At 61.8% G+C, this 22,849-nt stretch carries 22 protein-coding genes; 12 read left to right on the forward strand and 10 right to left on the reverse strand.

Translation table 11 applies throughout. From position 1 onward, the window contains the following. Positions 1 to 116 precede the first annotated feature (116 nt). The 6 genes from ACLH0J_RS04345 to ACLH0J_RS04370 all read left to right on the forward strand — a co-directional run bounded on the left by ACLH0J_RS04345 (position 117) and on the right by ACLH0J_RS04370 (position 7,522). Positions 117 to 2,150: an ABC transporter permease subunit gene (locus ACLH0J_RS04345; protein WP_411392774.1), complete on the forward strand. Its 2,034-nt coding sequence runs from the start codon at positions 117 to 119 to the stop codon at positions 2,148 to 2,150. A 15-nt stretch (positions 2,151 to 2,165) separates the two neighbouring features. Beyond that, entirely contained in the window at positions 2,166 to 3,836 is a 1,671-nt protein-coding gene (gene pstA / locus ACLH0J_RS04350; RefSeq protein ID WP_411391010.1) for a phosphate ABC transporter permease PstA, read from the forward strand. Positions 3,837 to 3,967: 131 nt separating this feature from the next. Then, complete coding sequence (pstB, locus tag ACLH0J_RS04355; protein ID WP_010566941.1) at positions 3,968 to 4,801, forward strand: phosphate ABC transporter ATP-binding protein PstB; 834 nt, start codon at positions 3,968 to 3,970, stop codon at positions 4,799 to 4,801. 70 nt (positions 4,802 to 4,871) lie between these two features. Then, entirely contained in the window at positions 4,872 to 5,633 is a 762-nt protein-coding gene (phoU, locus tag ACLH0J_RS04360) for a phosphate signaling complex protein PhoU (protein ID WP_411391011.1), read from the forward strand. 168 nt (positions 5,634 to 5,801) lie between these two features. After that, positions 5,802 to 6,716, forward strand: a complete 915-nt coding sequence (locus ACLH0J_RS04365) for a response regulator (protein WP_411391012.1) — start codon at positions 5,802 to 5,804, stop codon at positions 6,714 to 6,716. A 134-nt stretch (positions 6,717 to 6,850) separates the two neighbouring features. Next, positions 6,851 to 7,522: a M23 family metallopeptidase gene (locus ACLH0J_RS04370; protein WP_411391013.1), complete on the forward strand. Its 672-nt coding sequence runs from the start codon at positions 6,851 to 6,853 to the stop codon at positions 7,520 to 7,522. A gap of 65 nt (positions 7,523 to 7,587) precedes the next feature. On the opposite strand, the gene ACLH0J_RS04375 is transcribed toward ACLH0J_RS04370, so the two are convergent. From ACLH0J_RS04375 to phoB, 3 genes are all read right to left on the reverse strand, one after another. After that, the gene (locus tag ACLH0J_RS04375) at positions 7,588 to 8,928 is read right to left on the reverse strand and encodes a hemolysin family protein (RefSeq protein WP_010566945.1); all 1,341 of its coding nucleotides are present in this window, start codon (positions 8,926 to 8,928) and stop codon (positions 7,588 to 7,590) included. Between the two features lie 124 nt (positions 8,929 to 9,052). After that, on the reverse strand, positions 9,053 to 10,339 hold the full coding sequence (gene phoR / locus ACLH0J_RS04380; protein ID WP_411392775.1) for a phosphate regulon sensor histidine kinase PhoR: 1,287 nt from the start codon (positions 10,337 to 10,339) through the stop codon (positions 9,053 to 9,055). Positions 10,340 to 10,421: 82 nt separating this feature from the next. Further along, positions 10,422 to 11,111, reverse strand: coding sequence for a phosphate regulon transcriptional regulator PhoB (phoB, locus tag ACLH0J_RS04385; protein ID WP_003176964.1), 690 nt, complete (start codon positions 11,109 to 11,111; stop codon positions 10,422 to 10,424). Between the two features lie 153 nt (positions 11,112 to 11,264). Between phoB and ACLH0J_RS04390 the strand changes: the two genes are divergently transcribed. After that, on the forward strand, positions 11,265 to 11,645 hold the full coding sequence (locus ACLH0J_RS04390; RefSeq protein WP_411391014.1) for a hypothetical protein: 381 nt from the start codon (positions 11,265 to 11,267) through the stop codon (positions 11,643 to 11,645). 32 nt (positions 11,646 to 11,677) lie between these two features. On the opposite strand, the gene ubiA is transcribed toward ACLH0J_RS04390, so the two are convergent. Both ubiA and ACLH0J_RS04400 read right to left on the reverse strand, forming a co-directional pair. Further along, positions 11,678 to 12,568 (reverse strand): 4-hydroxybenzoate octaprenyltransferase, encoded by an 891-nt coding sequence (ubiA, locus tag ACLH0J_RS04395; RefSeq protein ID WP_411391015.1) that lies wholly within the window; start codon positions 12,566 to 12,568, stop codon positions 11,678 to 11,680. Further along, positions 12,568 to 13,131 carry a chorismate--pyruvate lyase family protein gene (locus ACLH0J_RS04400; protein ID WP_411391016.1) on the reverse strand — a complete coding sequence of 188 codons (564 nt, stop codon included), beginning with the start codon at positions 13,129 to 13,131 and terminating at the stop codon, positions 12,568 to 12,570. Before ACLH0J_RS04400 ends, ubiA begins: the two co-directional genes overlap by 1 nt. Before the next feature lie 196 nt (positions 13,132 to 13,327). Here ACLH0J_RS04400 and ACLH0J_RS04405 point away from each other — a divergent pair, with 196 nt between their 5' ends. The 5 genes from ACLH0J_RS04405 to ACLH0J_RS04425 all read left to right on the forward strand — a co-directional run bounded on the left by ACLH0J_RS04405 (position 13,328) and on the right by ACLH0J_RS04425 (position 16,911). Continuing rightward, on the forward strand, positions 13,328 to 13,495 hold the full coding sequence (locus tag ACLH0J_RS04405; protein ID WP_411391017.1) for a rubredoxin: 168 nt from the start codon (positions 13,328 to 13,330) through the stop codon (positions 13,493 to 13,495). Between the two features lie 36 nt (positions 13,496 to 13,531). Next, complete coding sequence (locus ACLH0J_RS04410; RefSeq protein ID WP_411391018.1) at positions 13,532 to 14,680, forward strand: NAD(P)/FAD-dependent oxidoreductase; 1,149 nt, start codon at positions 13,532 to 13,534, stop codon at positions 14,678 to 14,680. 191 nt (positions 14,681 to 14,871) lie between these two features. Next, complete coding sequence (locus tag ACLH0J_RS04415; protein WP_003213368.1) at positions 14,872 to 15,147, forward strand: HU family DNA-binding protein; 276 nt, start codon at positions 14,872 to 14,874, stop codon at positions 15,145 to 15,147. 215 nt (positions 15,148 to 15,362) lie between these two features. Next, positions 15,363 to 16,331 (forward strand): hypothetical protein, encoded by a 969-nt coding sequence (locus ACLH0J_RS04420; protein ID WP_411391019.1) that lies wholly within the window; start codon positions 15,363 to 15,365, stop codon positions 16,329 to 16,331. Between the two features lie 199 nt (positions 16,332 to 16,530). After that, positions 16,531 to 16,911 (forward strand): helicase, encoded by a 381-nt coding sequence (locus tag ACLH0J_RS04425; RefSeq protein WP_411391020.1) that lies wholly within the window; start codon positions 16,531 to 16,533, stop codon positions 16,909 to 16,911. Between the two features lie 52 nt (positions 16,912 to 16,963). Here ACLH0J_RS04425 and ACLH0J_RS04430 read toward each other — a convergent pair whose 3' ends face one another. The 5 genes from ACLH0J_RS04430 to exbD all read right to left on the reverse strand — a co-directional run bounded on the left by ACLH0J_RS04430 (position 16,964) and on the right by exbD (position 22,846). After that, positions 16,964 to 18,364: an aminoacyl-tRNA deacylase and HDOD domain-containing protein gene (locus tag ACLH0J_RS04430; RefSeq protein ID WP_411391021.1), complete on the reverse strand. Its 1,401-nt coding sequence runs from the start codon at positions 18,362 to 18,364 to the stop codon at positions 16,964 to 16,966. A gap of 126 nt (positions 18,365 to 18,490) precedes the next feature. Then, entirely contained in the window at positions 18,491 to 20,566 is a 2,076-nt protein-coding gene (recG, locus tag ACLH0J_RS04435) for an ATP-dependent DNA helicase RecG (RefSeq protein WP_411391022.1), read from the reverse strand. An 8-nt stretch (positions 20,567 to 20,574) separates the two neighbouring features. After that, entirely contained in the window at positions 20,575 to 21,495 is a 921-nt protein-coding gene (locus ACLH0J_RS04440) for a hydrogen peroxide-inducible genes activator (protein ID WP_110620482.1), read from the reverse strand. 179 nt (positions 21,496 to 21,674) lie between these two features. After that, entirely contained in the window at positions 21,675 to 22,424 is a 750-nt protein-coding gene (locus ACLH0J_RS04445) for a TonB family protein (RefSeq protein ID WP_411391023.1), read from the reverse strand. Next, positions 22,421 to 22,846 carry a TonB system transport protein ExbD gene (exbD, locus tag ACLH0J_RS04450; protein WP_411391024.1) on the reverse strand — a complete coding sequence of 142 codons (426 nt, stop codon included), beginning with the start codon at positions 22,844 to 22,846 and terminating at the stop codon, positions 22,421 to 22,423. The genes ACLH0J_RS04445 and exbD overlap by 4 nt, the downstream gene beginning before the upstream one ends. Positions 22,847 to 22,849 lie beyond the last annotated feature (3 nt).

Here is a 22,849-nt window from a genome sequence, read left to right on the forward strand (position 1 = left end):
GCGGCCTTGCCGTCCTCGGTGCCATTACCCTGATTTTCTTCTTTCTCGGTTATGTCGTTGCACCACTGTTCCAGGGTGCTTCTCTGACGAAGGAAGACGCGCTGACACCGGCGTGGATTCAGGATGCCGGCAAGCCGCTGATGATCTCCCTGGAAGAACAGAACCAAGTCGCCATGCGGGTTTCCGACAAGGGCCAGGCGCTGTTTTTTGATATCGCCACCGGCGCCGAGCTCAAGCGGGTCGACCTGCCGCTTCCGGCCGGTACCAGTGTCGTGTCCATCGGTAAAGACCAGCCAGGCAGCCCGCTGGTGATCCTCGGCTTGTCCAATGGCCAGTCCCTGGTGTTCCGCCACACCTATAAGGTGTCCTACCCGGACGGCAAGAAAACCATTACTCCGGCAATCGAATACCCCTACGGCGACACCCCGATCGTGCTGGATGACGCCGGTCGCCCGCTGGAACACGTCGCCCTCAACGCCACCGACTCTTCCCTGGTGCTGGCCGGTTCCGCCGGTTCGCACCTGAACGTGCTGTCCCTGAGCCGTGAAGAAAACATGATGACCGGCGAAGTCACCAGCGAGCAGACGCGTATCGAACTGCCGCAGATGACCGAGCCGGTGAAGGCGATCTTCATCGACCCGCGCCAGCAGTGGCTGTATGTGATCAACGGCCGTGCCCTGGCCGATGTGTTCAGCCTGCGCGACAAGAGCCTCAACGGTCGTTACAAACTCGTGGAAGACGCCGACGCCGAAATCACCGCCAGTACCCAACTGGTGGGCGGTATCTCGCTGATCGTGGGTAACTCCAAGGGCGGCCTGGCCCAGTGGTTCATGGCCCGCGACCCGGATGGCGAACAGCACCTCAAGCAGATCCGCACCTTTCAGATGGGCACCACGCCCATCGTTGAGATTACTGCCGAAGAACGTCGCAAAGGCTTCACCGCCCTCGACGCTTCCGGCAAGTTCGGCGTATTCCACAGCACCGCCCACCGCACCCTGCTGGTGGATCCGGTGGTCGATGGCCAGGGTGTGTTCGGCCTGTCGCCGCGGGCCAACCGCGTGATCGTCGAAGCCGGCGGCAAGCTGCAACCATTGCTGCTGGACAACCCGCACCCGGAAGTCTCGTGGAGCGCGCTGTGGAGCAAGGTCTGGTACGAAAACTACGACGAGCCTAAATACGTCTGGCAATCGACTGCCGCCAACACCGATTTCGAACCCAAGATGAGCCTCGCGCCGTTGACCTTCGGCACCTTGAAGGCCGCGTTCTACGCCATGCTGCTGGCTGCGCCCCTGGCCGTCGCGGCGGCGATCTACACCGCCTACTTCATGGCCCCGAGCCTGCGCCGCAAGGTCAAGCCGGTGATCGAGCTGATGGAAGCGATGCCGACGGTGATCCTCGGCTTCTTCGCCGGCCTGTTCCTCGCGCCGTATGTCGAAGGGCATCTACCGGGGATTTTCAGCCTGCTGATGCTGGTGCCGATTGGCATTCTGGTGGCCGGTTTTGTCTTCAGTCGCCTGCCTGAGTCCATCCGCTTGCGGGTGCCCGATGGCTGGGAAAGCGCGATCCTGATCCCGGTGATCCTGTTCGTCGGCTGGCTGTCGCTGTACATGAGCCCGTACATGGAAACCTGGTTCTTTGGCGGTGACATGCGCATGTGGATCTCCCACGACCTGGGCATCACCTACGATCAGCGCAACGCCCTGGTGGTCGGCCTGGCCATGGGTTTCGCGGTGATCCCGAACATCTACTCCATCGCCGAAGACGCCGTGTTCAGCGTGCCGCGCGGCCTGACCCTGGGCTCCCTGGCCCTGGGCGCCACGCCCTGGCAGACCATGACCCGCGTGGTGATCCTGACCGCCAGCCCGGGGATTTTCTCGGCGCTGATGATCGGCATGGGCCGCGCCGTCGGCGAGACCATGATCGTGCTGATGGCCACCGGTAACACCCCGGTCATGGAGATGAACCTGTTCGAAGGCCTGCGCACCCTGGCGGCCAACGTCGCGGTGGAAATGCCCGAGTCGGAAGTGGGCGGCAGTCACTACCGCGTGCTGTTCCTCTCGGCGCTGGTGCTGCTGTTGTTCACGTTCATCATGAACACCCTCGCCGAGCTGATTCGTCAGCGTCTGCGCAAGAAATACTCGTCGCTTTAAGAAAGGTAGAAGTCTGTGAAACAGAACTCCCTGAATGGATGGTTCAAGAGCGGCGCTCCCGGCGTCTGGATCAGCGGTGGCGCGGTGTCCATCGCGGTCATCATGACCCTTGGTTTGCTGGCTGTGATTGCGGTGCGTGGTTTGGGCCACTTCTGGCCGGCCGATCTGATCCAGGCCAACTACGACGTACCGGGCCAGGCCAACCATATCGTCATCGGCGAAGTGGTGCAGAAAGAAGAAGTGCCGCGTGAACGCCTGAAAAGCGCCGGCCTGCCAGTGCCCGATGAGGGCCCGGAGTTCATGACCCGCGAGCTGATCAAGGTCGGTAACCGGGACCTGAACGGCAACGACTTCACCTGGATCATCGGCGAGTGGCTGACCAACCAGAGCAAGCCTGCACAACTGATGACCATCGAGCGTCGTGAGTGGGGCAACTTCTACGGCACCCTGGTCAACGTCAAACAGGACGGCAAGGTCATCGCCGAGGGCGAAGCCGCGTGGCCCGAGCTGCAGGCCCGTGTCGAGCGCGTGAACAAGCTGGCGGCCCAGCTCAAGACCCTGGAGAAGTCCGACATCGGCGCGATCAACGCCGGTCTCGAGCGTATCCGCCTGCACGGTCGCAAGCTGGAACTCGAAGGCAAGCTCGACGCTGCCGCCCAGGCCGACATGGACGCCGATCGCGCCGAGCTGAATGCCCGTTACCAGGATATCGAAGCGCGCCTGTCCGACCTGCATGCCCAGTTCAATCGCGACGCCCTGACCGCCCGCGATGCCAACGGCAAGGAACTGGAAATCGGCATCGGCAAAGTGGTCCATGCCTATCAGCCTAACGCCATGGGCACGATGACCAAGATCGGCTTCTACTTCAGCAAGGTCTGGGAATTCCTCAGTGACGACCCACGGGAAGCCAACACCGAAGGCGGGATCTTCCCGGCAATTTTCGGCACCGTGATGATGACCCTGATCATGGCGATGATCGTGACGCCGTTCGGCGTACTGGCGGCGGTGTACCTGCGCGAATACGCTAAACAGAACGCCCTGACGCGGATCATCCGCATCGCCGTGAACAACCTCGCCGGCGTACCGGCCATCGTCTACGGCGTGTTCGGCCTGGGCTTCTTCGTGTATGTCTTGGGTGGCTCGGTCGACCGCCTGTTCTTTGCCGAAGCGCTGCCGGCCCCGACCTTCGGCACGCCTGGCCTGTTGTGGGCCTCGCTGACCCTGGCACTGCTGGCGGTGCCGGTGGTGATCGTGGCCACCGAAGAAGGCCTGGCGCGGATTCCTCGCACCGTGCGTGAAGGTTCCCTGGCGCTGGGCGCGACCAAGGCGGAAACGCTGTGGAAGATCGTGCTGCCCATGGCCAGCCCGGCGATGATGACCGGCATGATCCTCGCCGTGGCCCGCGCCGCCGGTGAAGTGGCGCCGCTGATGCTGGTGGGTGTGGTCAAGCTGGCCCCGTCGCTGCCGTTGGACGGCAACTACCCTTACTTGCACCTGGACCAGAAGATCATGCACCTGGGCTTCCATATTTATGACGTCGGCTTCCAGAGCCCCAACGTCGAAGCCGCACGGCCGCTGGTATACGCCACCGCGCTGTTGCTGGTGCTGGTGATCGCCACGCTCAACTTGTCGGCAGTGTGGATCCGTAACCACCTGCGCGAAAAATACAAAGCGTTGGATAGCTGATCTGAATTGAACGCGGACTTATTTGTGGGAGGGGGCTTGCTCCCGATTGCGGTGTGCCAGCCAGCACACATGTTCCTGATACACCGCTATCGGGAAAGCCCCCACCCACACAACAGCACAGGGAGCATCCCATGCAACAAGAAACCCAATCCCACGGCATCAACATGTCTGCCCTGGGTCGCGACAAGCAGAGCCTGAGCCTGGCCGAAGAAACCGTGGCTATCGAAGTGCCGGGCCTGAGCCTGTACTACGGCGACAAACAGGCACTGTTCGACGTCAGCATGAACATCCCCAAGCAGCGCGTGACCGCCTTTATCGGCCCGTCTGGCTGCGGCAAGTCCACGCTGCTGCGTACCTTCAACCGCATGAACGATCTGGTCGACGGTTGCCGTGTGGAAGGCGCGATCAACCTCTATGGCACCAACATCTACCGCAAGGGCGAAGACGTGGCGGAGCTGCGTCGCCGGGTGGGCATGGTGTTCCAGAAGCCCAACCCGTTCCCCAAGACCATCTACGAAAACGTGGTCTACGGCCTGCGCATCCAGGGCATCAATAAAAAGCGCATCCTCGACGAAGCAGTCGAGTGGGCCCTCAAGGGCGCGGCGCTGTGGGACGAGGTCAAGGACCGCCTGCACGAATCGGCACTGGGCTTGTCCGGTGGCCAGCAGCAGCGTCTGGTGATCGCTCGCACCATCGCCGTGGAACCGGAAGTGCTGCTGCTCGACGAACCCTGCTCGGCACTTGACCCGATCTCCACGCTCAAAGTCGAAGAGCTGATCTACGAGCTCAAGTCCAAGTTCACCATCGTCATCGTGACCCACAACATGCAACAGGCGGCGCGGGTTTCCGACTACACCGCGTTCATGTACATGGGCAAACTCGTGGAATTCGGCGATACCGATACCCTGTTCACCAATCCGGCGAAGAAGCAGACCGAAGACTACATCACCGGTCGCTACGGCTAGGAAGCTGTGGTTTTGATTGCACTGACGCTGCGGTTCTCCGCACCTTACCGGACGCTCCAAGGACGCCAACATGATTAGCAAAGAAGGCCTTACCCATCACATCTCCGCGCAGTTCAACGCCGAGCTCGAGGAAGTGCGCAGCCACCTCCTGGCGATGGGCGGACTGGTGGAGAAGCAAGTCAACGATGCGGTCACCGCGCTGATCGAGGCCGACTCGGGCCTGGCCCAGCAGGTGCGTGAGATCGATGACCAGATCAACCAGATGGAACGCAACATCGACGAAGAATGCCTGCGCATTCTGGCCCGTCGCCAGCCGGCGGCCTCCGACCTGCGTTTGATCATCAGCATCTCCAAGTCGGTGATCGACCTGGAGCGCATCGGCGACGAAGCCACCAAGATCGCCCGCCGCGCCATCCAGCTGTGCGAAGAAGGCGAAGCACCGCGTGGTTACGTTGAGGTGCGCCACATCGGCGACCAGGTGCGCAACATGGTTCGTGATGCCCTCGACGCGTTCGCCCGCTTCGACGCCGAACTGGCGTTGTCGGTGGCCCAGTACGACAAGACCATCGATCGCGAATACAAGACCGCGCTGCGCGAACTGGCGACCTACATGATGGAAGACCCGCGCTCTATCTCGCGGGTCTTGAGCATCATCTGGGTGCTGCGTTCCCTGGAGCGCATCGGCGACCACGCGCGCAATATCTCGGAACTGGTGATCTACCTGGTGCGCGGCACCGATGTGCGGCACATGGGTCTCAAGCGCATGAAGGCCGAAGTTGAAGGTTCGGTCGATCAAATCCCTAATGTTCCGGGCGAACCTGACGATAAGTAAGGTTGCCCGAGAAATTAACGCCCGGCCTTTGGTCGGGCGTTTTCGTTTGTAGCAACTGAATTTTTTGTGCCGTCAGGGCAATAAACTTCCAACGTGACGACAGAGTTTTGGCAAAATGCCATCAGTCAGGCGTTTTGCGTGCCGCCGTTTTTATAGGATGAAGGGTCGATGAGTAAAGTCAGTGTATTGGTGGTGGATGACGCCTCGTTTATCCGCGATCTGGTGAAGAAGTGCCTGCGTAACTACTTCCCCGGGATCAAGCTTGAAGATGCGGTGAACGGCAAAAAGGCTCAGACCATCCTGATGCGCGAGAGCTTCGACCTGGTGCTGTGCGACTGGGAAATGCCGGAAATGTCCGGGCTTGAGTTGCTGACCTGGTGTCGCGAACAGGCGCACCTCAAGGCCATGCCGTTCGTGATGGTGACCAGTCGCGGCGACAAGGAGAACGTGGTCCAGGCGATCCAGGCCGGGGTTTCGGGCTATGTCAGCAAACCGTTCACGAACGAGCAGTTGCTGAACAAGGTCAAGCAGGCCCTGCATAAGGTTGGCCGTCTCGACGCACTGGTCGCCAGTGCCCCGACCAAAATGAACTCGGCCTTCGGTAACGACTCCCTGAGTGCCTTGACCGGCGGCAAGCCTGAAGCGGTCAAGGCCGCTCCGGTAGCGGCGGCAGCACCGGCGGCGGCACCGAGCAAGGGCCTGCTCAACAGCCCGCCCGTCAAGGCCCCGGCCGCGTCGCCGGCCGGCGGTCGTGGCCAGGGCCAACTGCGTCTGTCCAGCGGCACCCAGCAATGCGTGATCAAGGCGTTGAGCATCAAGGAAGCGCTGCTGGTGGTACGCCGCGGCGAAGTGCTGCCCCAGGTGCTGGAAAGCGCCGTGCTCGACCTTGAGCAAGGCGACAACGCCGAAATCGCCCGCCTCAACGGCTATCTGCACGCCGTGGCTGCCTTAGAGCCCAAGCCGGACAGCGACTGGCTGCAACTGACCTTCCGGTTTATCGACCAGGATGCGCAGAAGCTCGACTACATCTCGCGCCTGATCGCGCGCGGGACGGCGCAGAAGCATTTCGTGCCGGGTGCCTGATTTAGAGAACGCCACCTGCCAATAGGTGCGGGCTTATGTGGGGGCTCGCTCCCACGGTGATCGGAGGAGCCTCACACCGTCTTGTCATCAAGGCTTGCTAGCCTGCCGTTCAGTCATCCCGGCAGGTTCGCGCCATGCTCCTTCGCCTGTTGCTGTTATGGGGGCTGGCCACGGTTGCCACGTCGACCCTGGCCATGACCCTCTACAAATCCACCGACGCCCATGGCGAGGTGTTCTTCAGCGACCGGCAAACACCGGGAGCCCAGGCATTCGTGATCCAGGAACGCAGGAACGAGCGCGTACCGCGGCCCGTGTTCGAGCGGCCCAAGCCCGGTTATCCACCGCCAGCCTACCGTTACCCCTTTCCCTGGCGCGGCGGGCCCTTTCGCCTGACCCAAGGCCCCAATGGCCGCTTCAGCCACACGGACGCCAAAAGCCGCTATGCCATTGACATCGCCATGCCCGAAGGCACGCCGATCATTGCGGCCCGCAGTGGGGTGGTGGTGAAGATCGAGAATGAGCAGGTCGGACGCGGCAACGATGCGTCGGGGAATTTCGTGCGGGTGCAGCACGATGACGGTACACAGGGCGTGTACCTGCACCTCAAGCAGGGCTCGGTCAGTGTCCGGCCGGGACAGCGGGTGAGGGTGGGCGACGCGTTGGGGTTGTCGGGCAATACCGGCAACAGCAGCGGGCCCCATCTGCACTTTGTGGTGCAGCAGCATACCGACGCGGGGCTGGTGTCGATCCCTTACGAATTCAACCGGCCGGTCGGCACGCTGCCCAATTTTGCCCTGGGCAATTGACGGCAGGCGTAAGAGCGAGCTCGCTCGCGAAACACCACGGGGTGCCAGGCACCCCGCGCCTACGGTCACTCCAGCAACAAGACCTTGGCCAGCACGATTTTCGGGCCTTTCATCTTCTTGATGATGATCCGCAACCCTTCGACCTCCAGCACTTCTTCCTCTTCCGGCACCCGTTTGAGGGTGTCGTAGATCAGCCCGGCCAGGGTTTCGGCTTCGATGTGGTCCAGGTCGACACCCAGCAGGCGCTCGACCTTGAACAGCGGCGTGTCGCCACGCACCAGCAGTTTGCCCGGCTGGTAGGCGAGGATGCCGCGCTCAGCCTTGCGGTGTTCGTCCTGGATATCGCCCACCAGCACTTCCAGCACGTCTTCCATGGTCAGGTAGCCGATGACCTTGCCGTCGGCTTCTTCCACCAGGGCGAAGTGCGCGCCGCCTTTGCGGAACTGCTCCAGCAACTGCGACAACGGCATATGCCGCGACACGCGCTCCAACGGGCGGGTCAGCTCGGCCAGGTTGAACGACTCGGGGATGTGGTCCAGGTCTGCCAGTTCCAGCAGCAGGTCCTTGATGTGCAACAGGCCCACGAACTCGTTGCGCACCGCGTCATACACGGGGTAGCGGCTGTATTTGTGCCGGCGGAACAGCGCGAGGATTTCCTTGAGCGGGGCGTTGAAGTCCAGGGTCACCAGGTCTTCCCGGGAATTGGCCCAGTCCACCACTTCCAGCTCGCCCATTTCCACGGCCGAGGCCAGCACGCGCATGCCTTGGTCGCTCGGGTCCTGGCCACGGCTGGAGTGCAGGATCAACTTGAGTTCTTCGCGGCTGTAATTGTGCTCATGGTGCGGGCCGGGCTCGCCTTGGCCGGCGATGCGCAGGATGGCGTTGGCACTGGCGTTGAGCAGGTAGATCGCCGGGTACATGGTCCAGTAGAACAGGTACAGCGGCACCGCCGTCCACAGCGACAGCAGCTCGGGCTTGCGAATCGCCCAGGACTTGGGCGCCAGTTCACCGACCACGATGTGCAGGTAGGAAATCATGAAAAAGGCGGAAAAGAACGACACGCCCTTGATCACTTCCGGCGACTCGACGCCTACCGCCCCCAGCAATGGCTCGAGGATGTGCGCGAAGGCCGGCTCACCGACCCAGCCCAGCCCCAGGGAGGCAAGGGTGATACCCAACTGGCAGGCCGACAGGTAAGCGTCGAGCTGGCTGTGTACGGTACGCAGGATCTGCCCGCGCCAGCCGTTGGTGTCGGCGATCGCCTCGACCCGCGTGGAACGGAGTTTGACCATGGCAAACTCCGCAGCAACGAAGAAACCGTTGAGCAGTACCAGGATCAGTGCAAAAAGAATCATGCCGAAATCGGCGAAGAGTGTAGCCAGGGTGATACCAGGGGAAGGGTCCATGATGGGGTTTTGCTGGTTCCGTGTGTTCAATAAAGGGGGACAAGAGGGCCTGAAAGGCAGGCGTAAGTCGGCCAATGTAGCGGCTGACGGGGCGCTTGCCTAGTGCCTGCTGCTTGGCGGGGCGCTAGGCATCCTGATCAATCGCCCGCGAACGGGTCACCTGGGTTGGCGGAAAATGGCAGGTGAAGGTGCTGCCATGGCCCAGCACGCTGCTGATTTCCAGGCGTGCGCGGTGGCGCAGGAGCACATGCTTGACGATCGCCAGGCCCAGCCCGGTGCCGCCGGTATTGGAGTTGCGGCTGGAGTCGACGCGGTAGAAACGCTCGGTCAGGCGCGGCAGATGTTTGGCGTCGATACCGATGCCGGAGTCCTGCACGCTCAGGTGTGCGCCCTGGTCATCGGCCCACCAGCGGATGCGGATATTGCCCTTGTCCTGGGTGTATTTCACGGCGTTGAACACCAGGTTGGAAAACGCGCTGCGCAATTCGCCTTCACTGCCCTTGAGCAATATCGACGGGTCGGCTTCCAGGGTGATCTGTTGCCCGCGCTGGCCGGACAGGGCCTGGGCGTCGTTCTTGATGGTCTGCAGCAGGCTCTGGACCGCCACCGGGTGGTTGTCCGAGGGGTAGTCGGTGGCTTCCAGCTTGGCCAGCAGCAGCAGGTCGTTGAGCAGCGTCTGCATGCGTGAACCCTGTTGCTGCATCTGCTGCAGGGCGCGGCTCCAGCGCGGGTTGATCTCGTCGACGTTGTCCAGCAGCGTCTCCAGGTAGCCGCAGATCACCGTCAGTGGTGTGCGCAGTTCGTGGGAGACGTTGGCGACGAAGTCCTTGCGCATCTGTTCCAACTGGTGGATGCGAGTCACGTCGCGTACCAGCATCAGGTGTTCGTTATTGCCGTAGCGCGTCAGGTACAGCTGGATGCGCACGCGGTCGTTGGTGGGCGAGGGGATTTCCAGGGCTTCTTCGTAGTTTTCCTGCTCGAAGTACTCCTTGAAACGCGGGTGACGCACCAGGTTGGTCACCGGTTGGCCGCTGTCCTGGGGCGTCTTGAGGCCCAGCAGGGTTTCGGCGGCGCGGTTCCACCATTCCAGGTTGCCATCGCTGTCGAGCATGATCACCGCGTCTTTGAGCGCCGCGGTCGATTCCTGCACCCGGTCGATCACCGCTTGCAGGCGCCCGCGTACCCGTTGGTCGCGGCGTTGCAGGTGGTAGATGCTGTCGAACACCTCGCCCCACAGGCCGTAGCCGTCGGGTGGTGCTTCGTCGGGTTTGTGCTGGCGCAGCCATTCGTGCAGGCGCAGCAGTTGTTTGAGGGTCCAGCCCAGGTACAGGCCGATACCGACGGCCAGGCTCCAGCCGTAATAGCCGCTGATCAGGCCAACCAACAGGCTGCCGGTGATCAGCAAAAGCATGTGGCGGATCAGGGTGCCATGCCAGTTTTGATTCACTTGAACATGCGTCCTTGTCAGCTGTTTAAGTCAGAAAGCGGCTGGCTCAACCCTTGGTGGAAAACCGATAGCCGGTGCCACGCACGGTTTGTACCAGATTCTCGTAGGCATCGCCCAAGGCTTTGCGCAGGCGGCGGATATGCACGTCCACGGTGCGCTCTTCCACATACACGTTGCCGCCCCACACCTGGTCCAGCAACTGGCCACGGGTGTAGGCGCGTTCCTGATGGGTCATGAAAAATTGCAGCAGACGGTATTCGGTGGGGCCCATCTCGGCCGGCTTGCCGTCGATGGTCACGCGGTGGCTGATCGGGTCCAGCAGCAGGCCGCCGACTTCGATCGGCGCTTCGCCATCCGTGGGGCCGGCGCGGCGCAGTACGGCTTTCAGACGAGCGACCAGTTCCCGTGGGGAAAACGGCTTGGTGATGTAGTCATCGGCGCCGACTTCCAGGCCCTGGATCTTGTTGTCCTCTTCGCCCTTGGCCGTGAGCATGATGATCGGGATATCCCCGGTCAGCTCGTCACGCTTGAGGCGACGGGCCAGTTCGATGCCGGAGGTGCCGGGTAGCATCCAGTCCAGCAGGATCAGGTCCGGCTTGCGGTCGACGATAATGGCATGGGCCTGCTGGGAGTTCTCTGCCTCCAGGCAGTCATAGCCGGCCATTTCCAACGCGACGGCGATCATCTCGCGAATGGGCGCCTCGTCGTCAACGATCAGAATGCTCCTGCCAACCATGCCTGAATCCTCTTGTCATTTAACTGTCTTGCGCCGCATTAGATAACGGAATTATTGCAGTCGTGTGACAGTAATTTAGTCGCTAGGGCAATCTACGCCGCTCTGGACTACGCTTTGGGTCCGAATCCTGACAACCACAAAAGGAAGGTTCCGATGACTTACAGCACGATTTCCTGGAAAGCCCTGCTGGTCACGGCGGCGTTGACGCTGCCGACCCTGGCATTTGCCGCAGACCCGGCAATGACGAAAGATGGGGTGTTGGTGGATCACAAGGGCATGACGCTCTATACCTTCGCCAAGGACGCCGATGGCAAGTCCATGTGTAACGACAAGTGCGCCACCAACTGGCCGCCGTTGATGGCCGATTCCACCGACAAGCCCATGGGCAAGTGGACCGTCATCACCCGTGACGATCAAAAAAGCCAATGGGCCTACAGCGGTAAGCCACTCTACACCTTCGTTATGGACAAAAAGGCTGGCGACATGACGGGCGACGGCAAAATGGACGGGGCCTGGAAAGTCGCCAAGCCCTGATTCAGCCCACTAGCGGTGAGGGGCCTGGCCCCTCATCGAAACCCGTAGTCCGCCACAATCCCGACAAAGATTGCCAACCCAGCCCAGTGGTTGTGCAAAAACGCCTTGAAGCATTTCAGGCGGTCCCTGTCGCGGGTGTACCAGAACTCCCAGGCAAAACAGCCCGCTGCCGCCAACAACCCCAGATGGAACCAACCTCCCAGCTCGAACCGTGCACCGGCGAGCAGCAGGCACACAAGCGCCAGGCCTTGCAGGGTCAGGATGATCACCCGGTCGGCGTCGCCGAACAGAATCGCGGTGGATTTGACGCCGATCTTCAAGTCGTCGTCGCGGTCCGTCATTGCGTAATAGGTGTCGTAACCCACCGTCCACAGCAGGTTGGCGATATACAGCAGCCACGCGACGGCAGGCAGGTTGCCGGTTTCGGCGGTGAACGCCATCGGCATGCCCCAGGAAAACGCCGCCCCCAACACTACCTGCGGGTAATAGGTGTAGCGCTTCATGAACGGGTAGCTCGCCGCCAGCGCCAGGCCGCCCAGGGACAGCAGGATGGTGGTGGCGTTGGTCAGCAGCACCAGCAGGAAACTGACGCCCATCAGCAGCGCAAAAAACACCAGCGCCTCTTTCGAGCTGATCTTGCCGCTCACCAGCGGGCGTTGCTCGGTACGTTTCACATGGCCATCGACCTTGCGGTCGGCCCAGTCATTGATCACGCAGCCGCCAGCGCGGGTCAGCACCACGCCCAGCACGAAAATCACGATATTGATAAACGACGGCGAACCCTTGCCGGCAATCCACAACGCCCACAGCGTCGGCCACAGCAACAGGTAGATGCCGATGGGCTTGTCCATGCGGGTCAACTGGATGAAATCCCATGCCCTGGGGTTCAGGCGATTCAAGGACTTGAGCAGGCGTTGATACATCAGCGGTTCTCCGGGTGGTCATGCAGCGCCTGCCAGAAGCGCGGCAAGAAAATTTCCGCCACCAGCACGCTCAGCGGCCCGCGATCAAAGCGTGACCGGCGGGCCCAAAGCCCATCGGTCTGATGGTCGACCGGCAGCCATTGGCGAGGGTAACGGCACACCTCGATCGCCTGGCGGATGAACGCCTGATCGCAAAACAGCAATTCGCCCAGCGAACGGCTGCCCAACTCATCCATATGCAGGCCGTCGCCCTCCAGAGCGCCGCGGGCCGCCACGCTGCGGGCAAATACCCACGGCTGGCCGTGCCCACGCAAATACACCTCGCGCACCCAGCCGACACTGGCCGGGGCCAGATCCAAGGCCGCGCATTCGTCGTCGCGCAGCGGCTGCCAGCCTTCGAACAGCGGCGTCACACTGAAGCCATCACTGGACAACCGCGTCAATCGGCGCGTCAGCGAGCCTTCGTCGAACAGCCATTCGAGGATCGGGGGTGCAGGAAAGGGGCGTAGACGGCTCTGGGTCAGCCATTGGCAAGCATCGGGGAGGGCGATTGAGTGCGGCACGGTACGTCAGTATTGGCAGCAAAAGAGGCGGCGAGCTTACCATGACGTCCTGATCTTTTGCCGTGAGGAAGCGCCCCCGCGTGTCGATCATGCTTGCATCTGCCGGCCCCGATCAGTACAAAACGCCCTGAGCCGCGCGGCAACGCTGGATCCAACGACCGCCGGCCAACCTGCCTGGACCCTGAGGAAGCAAGTAATGAAGAAGTGGCAATGTGTAGTGTGTGGCTGGATTTACAACGAAGCAGACGGTTGGCCGGAAGATGGAATTCTGCCGGGTACCCGCTGGGAAGACGTCCCGGCAGATTGGCTGTGCCCGGACTGCGGCGTGGGGAAAATGGATTTCGCAATGATCGAAGTCGCTTAATCCCGAATTTAAGAAACGTATTACAAGGAGAAAGGAATGAACGCACCTGTCGTGATCATCGGCACAGGCCTGGCCGGTTACAACGTGGCCCGGGAGTTTCGCAAGCTCGACAGCGAGACCCCCTTGCTGCTGATCACCGCGGATGACGGGCGCTCCTACTCCAAGCCCATGCTTTCCACCGGTTTTGGCAAGAACAAGGAAGCCGATGGCCTGAGCATGGCCGAACCCGGCGCCATGGCCGAGCAACTCAAGGCGCAAGTGTTTACCCACACGCGTGTCAGTGGCATCGACCCTGGGCACAAACGCCTGTGGATCGGCGAGGAAGCGGTGGCTTACCGCGACCTGATCCTGGCCTGGGGGGCAGAAACCGTGCGCGTACCGGTTGAGGGCGATGCCGCCGAGCTGATTTTCCCGATCAACGACCTGGAAGACTACGCGCGCTTTCGCGCCGCCGCCGCCGGCAAGCGCCGTGTGCTGGTGCTCGGCGCCGGCCTGATCGGCTGCGAATTCGCCAACGACCTGATCCTCGGCGGCTATGAGATCGACCTGGTCGCGCCGTGTGAGCAAGTCATGCCGACGCTGCTGCACCCGGCGGCGGCCGCTGCGGTCCAGGCCGGGCTGGAAGGCCTGGGTGCACGCTTTCACCTGGGCCCGGTGCTCAATCGCCTGCAACGCAGCGCGGATGGCCTGGAAGCGCACCTGTCGGACGGGGAGGTGATCCCGTGCGACCTGGTGGTCTCGGCCATCGGCCTGCGCCCGCGTATCGACCTGGCGGCCGCCGCCGGCCTGCAGGTCAACCGCGGGGTCATGGTCGACCGCCACCTCAAGACCTCCCACGCCAATATCTACGCCCTGGGCGACTGCGCCGAAGTCGACGGCCTGAACCTGTTGTACGTGATGCCGCTGATGACGTGCGCCCGCGCCCTGGCCCAGACCCTGGCCGGCAATGCCACGGCGGTCAGCTATGGCCCGATGCCGGTCACCGTCAAGACGCCAGTGTGCCCGCTGGTGGTTTCGCCCCCGCCACGCGGTACTGAAGGCGTGTGGAGCGTCGAAGGCCAGGGTGCCGACATCAAGGCCCTGTGCCGCGACGCGAGCGGCCGCCTGCTGGGCTATGCGCTCACCGGCAGCGCGGTGATGGAAAAACTGGCACTGAACAAAGAACTTCCGCCTTTGCTGGCGTAAATACCGGTCGTTCTGTCGGAATAACCCTGTTTTTCACCCTAGAAAGGTCGCCGCGAGACTGGCGGAGCGTGCGAGGGCATGCCATTCTCACTCCCGTCTGCCGCAGAGTAGAGCCTGCGGCGCTTTGGGCGCTGCTCCACAGATGAGCGGCACGGACATAACAACAAAAAACCGTCAAAGAGGCTTCACTTATGCGTAAACCAGAACTCGCAGCCGCCATCGCTGAAAAAGCGGATCTCACCAAAGAACAGGCCAACCGCGTCCTCAACGCCGTTCTCGAAGAAATCACCGGCGCCCTGCACCGCAAGGACAGCGTCACCCTGGTTGGCTTCGGTACCTTCCTGCAACGTCACCGCGGCGCCCGCACTGGCAAAAACCCGCAAACCGGTGAGCCTGTGAAAATCAAGGCGAGCAATACCGTTGCATTCAAGCCGGGCAAGTCGCTCAAAGACAGCGTCAACCCGTAATAGCAATACCGTCTCGAAGGGAGGCGGGGCGGGAAAAAAGATGGGCATGCCGACTGGGTCGGGTGCCCATTTTTTATTGGGGGGGCGAAAGTGCATATTTTGTATTGAGTTTTGAATGACATCACTTCTGAAGTCGGAACTTATTTGTGTGCGAAGTCACACAAAGTTCGAGATTGCAGGGAGCCCTCTCTAATATAATTTTCAGAGGTGAGTTTATGAAGTTATTCGATCAGCCTTTTATTCCTCACTTAGTTTCGACGGCCCAGCCGCAAACACCCGTTACGTCTGCGGTGTTGACTAAAGACAATGGTGCGTCCGTCCAAGAACGTTCGAATGTTGAACACTGCTCACAGGGCACCAAGACGCTTTCCACCGAATATCCAGTGGCGAATGATCAAGAGATTCATAAGCGCGACACTCGCGCATTGAAGTTTCCGAAACCCCCAAAACCACCGAAGCCGCAAGCTCCCAAGCCCCCGCCACAAGTCAGGCCTGCGCCCAGGCCGGCTCCAAAACCCGCGATAAAGCCAAAGCCGCAGAGTGGGTCGACCGGTACGCAAGGGGTGACAAACAGTGCGAAGACTATTAGTGATTTGCACAATAAAAATGCATTTAAGCCCTTATCTTCTGAACTTGCCGCCAGCGCGCGTAGTTCCTTTGTTAGTTCGGCGGCCAGCAACTTGATAAATATCCCCTTCAGTGTGGGGCAACACATGGTTTCTAAAGCCATACTCGACAGAATTGACGCACAGGCAAAAATGCCTGGCGCAGAAAAAAAGAACGCGGACGGCACCGCGACCTCCGTTGACCCCTCCGCAACCCAACAACAAAAAGTTGAGGCGCGTCTTGAAGACAATGAAATAAAGGTCGAGTTGATGACTAACACGATCCTTTCCATCAACGAAGGGCCAAACGCCCAGGCCGTGGGCAAGCGTCCTGACGCACCGACTGATACGAACGGACGCTTGACCGGCCTTGAGACAACCATGACGGCTGTTGAAGCCCAGATGAAAGACGCGGGCAAACGATACGGGCTTATCTACGAGCCGTATGTTGCACCCACCTCAGCAAACGCACCTACCGCTGAGTCGCGCCTGGACGCGATTGAAAAGCGCCACGCTCATATGAACAAAATGCTTAAACGGCTGGTCAGGAATGCAGAGGCGGATACGGAAGACGTTTGATGGGTTCCAGTCTTAAGCAATAGATAGAAAAATGGGCACGCCGACTGGGCGCCGGTGCCATGCCCTGATGCTGAAGTAACATGCTGCTATAAGTGTCAAACGCAAGCCGATCTTCCGCTAATGCGCAAGATCGGTAGCGTTCTTTTTGCAAATCGTTAAACTGCTGCGGCCACTCAATAATTACACCGAGGCCGTGTGCATGAAATTTCGTCTTCTCCTCTGGGTGCTGGGCCTGATGATGGGCAAAGCCAGCCGCACCAACCCCGCCTTCCAGCAACAACTGGGCGACAAAGACCTGGCGTTCCAGTTGCAGACCCTCGACGGCAAGGTTGCCCGTCACTTCATCGTGAAAGACCAGCGCATCACCAGCCGCTCGGGCGTTCACCCAGCGCCGGCATTTGCCATCGCGTTCAAGGACGCCGCCTACGGTTTCGCCACGATGCAGGCGAAGAATAAGCAACTGGCGTTCATGACGGGGATTCAGGACAAGTCGATCCAGATCAAGGGCAACCCGGCGCTGGTGATCTGGTTCCAGGGGCTGACCAAGTATTTGAAGCCGAAGAAAACCAAGAAGGCTTGAAGGCAAGCCCTGTAGGAGCGAGCTGGCTCGCTCCTACAGAGGGATCGCTGGCTCAGGACTGGCTGAACTGGGACGCCAACTCACGCAACAGCACTTCGGCGTCCAGCACCTTGGCCACCACGTCCTCAGCCTTGTCACGCGTCAGCCCCAGGCGCTCCAGCAATGCATCCGGAATCGCCTCGTCCGGCCCGGAGCCAATGCCACGGCTGCGCAGCAGGCGCACGGCCAGGCACACCAGGTTCGGGTATTCGGCGTATTGGCCGTCGTAGGTCGGATCGTGCTGGAAGCGCAGGGCGGTGGACAGTTCGTCGGGCATATCCCAGTAGCGCATCAGCCAGGCGCCGATCTGCTCGCGGCTGATGCCCAGCAGGTGTTGCTCCACATAGCTGTGGCACAGGTGCGGGTTGACCTCCAGGTGCCGGCAGATCAGCGAAAAGTGCGGTGGAAACACGTGGGCCAGCAGCAGGTAGCCGAAGTTGTGCAGCAAACCGGCCAGGTAGGTGAGGCCGGCTTCCGGGCGCTGGGCGCGGGGCATGGCGCGGGTCAGGCCTTCGATCACTGCAGCGGTGTAGATCGACTGGTGCCAGTACGGCGTTGCCTGGTGCGGATGGTCTTTGGGCAGGCTCAAGGTCTTGCCCAGGGCCAAGCCCAGCGCCAGGTTGATCACCAGGTCGAAGCCCAGTACGCGCACGATTGCATCTTCCACGGAGCGGATCTTGCCCGGCGATGCGTAGTAGGGCGATGCGGCCCAACTGACCACCTGGGCTGCCAGGGACGGGTCGGTTTCCACCACGCTGGTGATGTCATCGATGGTGGCGTTGGGATCGACGCGCAGCTTGATGATCTTCTGTGCGGTGTCGGCCAGCGGCGGAATCTCGATGGTCGCTTCCAGGCGCTGTTGGATGCGGCGGGCGGTGAACGCCTGCATCGCCTGGGTGATTTCCTCGCGGTCATCATTGGGGCGGTCGAGGTTCGGACGGATGTTGCTCAGCGGCTCGCCGAAGTGCCCGGCGCTGGCCTTGGTGAGCATGGTCTTGAAGTGGGCGCTGGAGATTTCCAGCAGCAACCCGGCTTCGCCCGAATGCACCAGCAGGCTCGGCTCATTGAGCAGGCTGCCTTCGTACAGGCACGGCGAGCTGGTCAGGGCTGGCAGGCCCGGCAGCAGGCTCAAGTCATGCTTGCCCAGCATGCGTTCGACGCGATCCGGCGCCACTGCCGTGAGGCGGCGACCGGTGAGTTCGGTGAGGCGGTTGAGGTCGAGCAACTGGTTCTGCGGGAACAGCACCATCAGAGCGCCCACCGCATCTTCCAGCAGCACGGCCTGGACCTTTCGAGCAGGATTCAGGCCAGGCGCTTCGATAACATGCGTGTAGCTGATGGCGAGCTTTTCGAGCAACGCCCGAATGACCGGCGGAGCGGCCAGTGGAGCTGTGGCGAGGGCAACTTCTGACATGGCCTGATCCAATTCCTTACAGTCACCGGAGTATAACCAGCTTGATACATATGTTGGTCGTATAAGTGCTGTTTGTGATGGTGTTGGCGATAGGGGCATCTTTCGGTCGCCACCGCCGGTAATCCTTCAGACCTGGCCGTATTGCTGACCGTGTCGCAGCCAGCGATCCAGCAACGGGCTGACATGCTCCGGCCAGCGTTCCAGAAGGGCTTGCGCCGCATCGCGCACGGCCGGCAACAGGTCGGCGTCGCGCATCAGATCGGCGACCTTGAATTGCAACAGGCCGGTCTGGCGGGTGCCGAGCATCTCGCCGGGACCGCGCAGTTCCAGGTCTTTTTCGGCGATGACAAAACCATCATTTGTTTCACGCATGATACTTAAGCGCTGACGGCCTACCTGCGACAGCGGCGGGTGATAGAGCAGCACGCAGTGGCTGGCTGCGCTGCCCCGGCCGACGCGGCCGCGCAACTGGTGCAGTTGTGCCAGGCCCAGGCGCTCGGGGTTTTCAATGATCATCAGGCTGGCGTTGGGAACGTCCACACCCACTTCGATCACCGTGGTGGCCACCAGCAGTTGCAGGTTGCCGGCCTTGAAATCCGCCATCACCGCGGCTTTTTCCACCGGTTTCATGCGGCCGTGGATCAGTCCGACCTTGAGTTCGCCCAAGGCGCTGGTGAGGTCTTCGTAAGTGGTTTCGGCGGCCTGGCAGGTCAGCTCTTCGGATTCTTCGATCAGCGTGCATACCCAGTACGCCTGGCGGCCTTCGGCACAGGCGCCGCGTACTCGCTCGATGACTTCCACGCGCCGGGTGTCGGTGACCAGCACCGTGTTGACCGGGGTGCGGCCGGGGGGCAGTTCGTCGAGGATCGAGGTGTCGAGGTCGGCGTAGGCGCTCATGGCCAGGGTGCGCGGGATCGGCGTGGCGGTCATGATCAACTGGTGCGGGCTCATGCGTCCGCCCACGCCTTTCTGGCGCAGGGCCAGGCGCTGTTGCACGCCGAAGCGGTGCTGTTCGTCGATGATCACCAGCGCCAGGTTCTTGAACTGTACTTCGTCTTGGAACAGTGCGTGGGTGCCCACCACCATCGGTGCGCCGGCGGCAATCTGTTCCAGCGCCGCCGCACGGTTCTTGCCCTTGAGCTTGCCGGCCAGCCACGCCACTTCCAGGCCCAGCGGCTCGAGCCAGCGCTTGAAGGTGATGAAGTGTTGCTCGGCGAGGATCTCGGTGGGCGCCATCAGGGCCACCTGGTAACCGGCTTCCAGCGCTTGTAGGGCGGCGAGGGCGGCGACCACGGTCTTGCCCGCGCCCACATCGCCCTGGATCAGACGCAGCATGGGCTCTTTCTGGCTCAAGTCGTAGGCGATTTCGTTACCCACGCGTTGCTGGGCACCGGTCGGCGCAAATCCCAGATTGGCCAGGTACTGCGCGGGCAGGCGCGTGGCCTTGGGCATCGCCGGCGCGCGCAGGGAGCGCATGCTTTCGCGCAGGCGCTGCTGGGACAGTTGGTGAGTCAGCAGCTCTTCAAAGGCCAGGCGGTGCTGGGCCCAGTGATGACCGAGCGCGAGTTCGTCGACATCGGCGTCGGCCGGTGGGTGATGCAGGTAGCGAATCGCTTCGTCCAGCGGCGCCAGTTGATAGTCGCGGGCCAGCTCCTGGGGCAGCCAGTCGGGCAGGCTTTTGGGGCCGAGCATCGTCAGGGTCTGCATGCACAACTGGCGCAGGCGCTGTTGGGTCAGGCCTTCGGTAAGCGGGTAGATCGGTGTGAGGGTGGTGTCCACCGGCGGCGGTTCGTCGCCGGTAATGGCGCGGTATTCCGGGTGATAGATCTCCAGGCCCGACGCGCCCGGCCGTGCTTCGCCGTAGCAGCGCACGCGGGTGCCACGCTTGAGGCCTTCTTTTTGTGCATTGCTGAAATGGTAGAAGCGCAGGCTCAGGCCACCGGTGCCGTCCTGCAGGCGCACCACCAGGCTGCGGCGTTTGCCCATCACCACGTCGGCGCCGCTGACGGTGCCTTCAACCACGGCATCCTGCCCAGGGCGCAACTGGCCGATGGGCACTACGCGGGTCCGATCCTGATAACGCAGCGGCAGGTGGAACAGCACGTCCTGGAGGTTTTCCAGGCCGACCTTGGCCAGCTTCTCGGCCATGGCTTCACCGACACCCTTGAGTGCCGTCACTGACACCTGCGACAGCTCTGTCATACCGTTACTTAGCTCGCGGCAGGCGGCTTGGCCACCGAGCACAGGCGGATCGAGTCGGCGAGGATGTCAATGGCTTTGGGCCTTGGGAAGCTGGCGCGCCAGGCGATCGCCACGGTACGGAACGGCACTGGCGGCGTGAGTGGGCGCACTTCGATCACGCCGGGGGCGTAGTGATGGCTGTCCACCGCCGACAGCGGCAGGATCGAAATGCCCAGTCCTGAGGCGACCATGTGGCGAATGGTTTCCAGGGAGCTGGATTCCACGGTGGTGTGCTTGGCGCCGTCGTTGCCTTTGGTCAGGGTCGGGCAGGCTTCGAGTACCTGGTCGCGGAAGCAGTGGCCTTCGCCGAGCAGCAGCAGGCTCTTGTCGTTGAGCAGGCCGGCGTCGATGGTGTCCTTCTGCGTCCACGGGTGCGAGGCGGGCATCAGCACGTAGAACGGCTCGTCGTAGAGTGGCAGGGTCAGTACATCGGCTTCGTTGAAGGGCAGGGCGATGATAATCGCGTCCAGCTCGCCGTTGCGCAGTTTGTCGCGCAGGACGTGGGTGAAGTTCTCTTCAATGTAGAGTGGCATCTGCGGCGCGACGCGGTGCAGTTGCGGGATCAGGTGCGGAAACAGGTACGGACCGACGGTATAGATGGCGCCGACTTTCAGCGGTGCGGTCAGCTGGTTCTTGCCGGCCTGGGCCAGTTCGCGAATGCTTTGTGCTTGCTCGAGGACCTTCTGGGCCTGGGCAACGATGCCTTCACCCACCGGGGTGAGGCGCACGGCGCTCTTGCTGCGCTCGAAAATCAGCACACCGAGTTCGTCTTCAAGCTTTTTCACGCCCACCGACAATGTCGGTTGGCTGACGTGGCAACGCTCGGCCGCGTGGCCGAAGTGCTGCTCTTGGGCGAGGGTGACGATGTAGCGTAATTCTGTAAGAGTCATAGCAGGCGTCCATGAGGTTGCGAGCCAAGCATACCGGCTGCAATCGATAGACGCACGTTATCAGAACTTTGGCCGGGATTGATTGCAGAATAGCGGAGTTTTCATTAAGCAAAGGCCTGGTGAGGAGCGGCGCTGTGGAGAGGGGGGCAAGCCGCCTCTCCACAGAAGATTGCCAACCGTCAGCGGCGATTCTTCTCGATGTTGTACACGAACGGTGCAACGATCTCGATGCTGCCGCTTTTCACCATGTCGGCCGGTGGCTTGGGCAATGGCTGGGCACGACGGATCATGTCCAGGGTAGCGCGGTCCAGGTCGGCGTTGCCGGAGCGGCCCACCAGCTCATAGGACAGCACATTGCCTTCGGCATCGACCACGAAGCGCAAGCGGTTCAGGCCTTCCTTGCCACGGGCCTGGGCGCCGGGCGGGTATTTCTTGTACTTCTGCAAGTGCGCCAGCAGGGCGCCTTCCCAGGAGGCTTTGGCCGCGACCTGTTGTGGCGACGGGCCTGGAGCCGGCTGGGCCGACTTTTCCGCGGGTGCGTGGGTCGGCGGCGTTTCGCTCGGCGGGTCCTCGGACGGTTTCTCCTTGGGTGGCTCGGGCTTTTTCTCCACCGGCTTGGGCGGCTGCGGTTTCGGCTTGGGCTTGACCGGCTTGGGCACCTGGATCGTCGGCTTGGGTGCCTCGGCCAGTTTCGGCAGGGGCAGCTCTTCCACCGGTGCAGGCGGTTGCGGCGGCGTGATCACCTTGGGCGGTGCCGGCGGCGGCGGTGCTGGCATCGGCGCCAGGTCGATGACCATGGCGGCCGGTGGCAGTTGCGGCTGGCGCGGAACCGACATATGCAGCATCAGGGCAATCGCGACGGCATGCACGCCCAGCACGACAGCGAGGCTGGTGCCATACCGTGTCAGTTTGCTGCGCGTCGTGATCATTTTTTGGCTGCCGTCTCAAGTCCGACCAGGCCGACCTTGAGGTAGCCGGCTGCCCGCAGGGCATCCATCACGCTCATCAGGTCGCCGTAGTCCACGCCCTTATCGGCCTGGAAGAAGATCGTCGTGTCTTTCTTGCCCTGGGTCTTGGCATCAAGCATCTGCCCCAGGGTTTCAGCCTTGACTTCTTCTTCGCCCAGGAACAGGCGTTGATCCTCCTTGACGCTGAGGAAGACCGGTTTTTCCGGGCGTGGCGCCGGTTTGGCGCTGGACGCGGGCAGGTCGACCTTGATGTCCACAGTGGCCAGTGGTGCCGCCACCATGAAGATGATCAACAGCACCAGCATCACGTCGATAAACGGCGTGACGTTGATTTCGTGGTTCTCGACGAGTTCGTCGTCGCCTTGATTCAAATGCAGGCCCATGGC

It is taken from the genome of Pseudomonas sp. MPB23 (assembly GCF_046605395.1).
Lineage (GTDB): Bacteria > Pseudomonadota > Gammaproteobacteria > Pseudomonadales > Pseudomonadaceae > Aquipseudomonas.

What these genes read in the sequence shown, in the direction of transcription:
- ACLH0J_RS04420 (WP_411391019.1), top strand. Translation starts at nt 15,363, where the DNA reads ATGAAGTTATTCGATCAGCCTTTTATTCCTCACTTAGTTTCGACGGCC.
- ACLH0J_RS04405 (WP_411391017.1), top strand. Translation starts at nt 13,328, where the DNA reads ATGAAGAAGTGGCAATGTGTAGTGTGTGGCTGGATTTACAACGAAGCA.
- ACLH0J_RS04415 (WP_003213368.1), top strand. Translation starts at nt 14,872, where the DNA reads ATGCGTAAACCAGAACTCGCAGCCGCCATCGCTGAAAAAGCGGATCTC.
- recG (WP_411391022.1), bottom strand. Translation starts at nt 20,566, where the DNA reads ATGACAGAGCTGTCGCAGGTGTCAGTGACGGCACTCAAGGGTGTCGGT.
- phoR (WP_411392775.1), bottom strand. Translation starts at nt 10,339, where the DNA reads ATGCTTTTGCTGATCACCGGCAGCCTGTTGGTTGGCCTGATCAGCGGC.
- ACLH0J_RS04375 (WP_010566945.1), bottom strand. Translation starts at nt 8,928, where the DNA reads ATGGACCCTTCCCCTGGTATCACCCTGGCTACACTCTTCGCCGATTTC.
- ACLH0J_RS04410 (WP_411391018.1), top strand. Translation starts at nt 13,532, where the DNA reads ATGAACGCACCTGTCGTGATCATCGGCACAGGCCTGGCCGGTTACAAC.
- ACLH0J_RS04425 (WP_411391020.1), top strand. Translation starts at nt 16,531, where the DNA reads ATGAAATTTCGTCTTCTCCTCTGGGTGCTGGGCCTGATGATGGGCAAA.
- ACLH0J_RS04370 (WP_411391013.1), top strand. Translation starts at nt 6,851, where the DNA reads ATGCTCCTTCGCCTGTTGCTGTTATGGGGGCTGGCCACGGTTGCCACG.
- ACLH0J_RS04365 (WP_411391012.1), top strand. Translation starts at nt 5,802, where the DNA reads ATGAGTAAAGTCAGTGTATTGGTGGTGGATGACGCCTCGTTTATCCGC.
- ACLH0J_RS04445 (WP_411391023.1), bottom strand. Translation starts at nt 22,424, where the DNA reads ATGATCACGACGCGCAGCAAACTGACACGGTATGGCACCAGCCTCGCT.
- ACLH0J_RS04390 (WP_411391014.1), top strand. Translation starts at nt 11,265, where the DNA reads ATGACTTACAGCACGATTTCCTGGAAAGCCCTGCTGGTCACGGCGGCG.
- ACLH0J_RS04440 (WP_110620482.1), bottom strand. Translation starts at nt 21,495, where the DNA reads ATGACTCTTACAGAATTACGCTACATCGTCACCCTCGCCCAAGAGCAG.
- exbD (WP_411391024.1), bottom strand. Translation starts at nt 22,846, where the DNA reads ATGGGCCTGCATTTGAATCAAGGCGACGACGAACTCGTCGAGAACCAC.
- pstB (WP_010566941.1), top strand. Translation starts at nt 3,968, where the DNA reads ATGCAACAAGAAACCCAATCCCACGGCATCAACATGTCTGCCCTGGGT.
- ubiA (WP_411391015.1), bottom strand. Translation starts at nt 12,568, where the DNA reads ATGTATCAACGCCTGCTCAAGTCCTTGAATCGCCTGAACCCCAGGGCA.
- phoU (WP_411391011.1), top strand. Translation starts at nt 4,872, where the DNA reads ATGATTAGCAAAGAAGGCCTTACCCATCACATCTCCGCGCAGTTCAAC.
- ACLH0J_RS04430 (WP_411391021.1), bottom strand. Translation starts at nt 18,364, where the DNA reads ATGTCAGAAGTTGCCCTCGCCACAGCTCCACTGGCCGCTCCGCCGGTC.
- phoB (WP_003176964.1), bottom strand. Translation starts at nt 11,111, where the DNA reads ATGGTTGGCAGGAGCATTCTGATCGTTGACGACGAGGCGCCCATTCGC.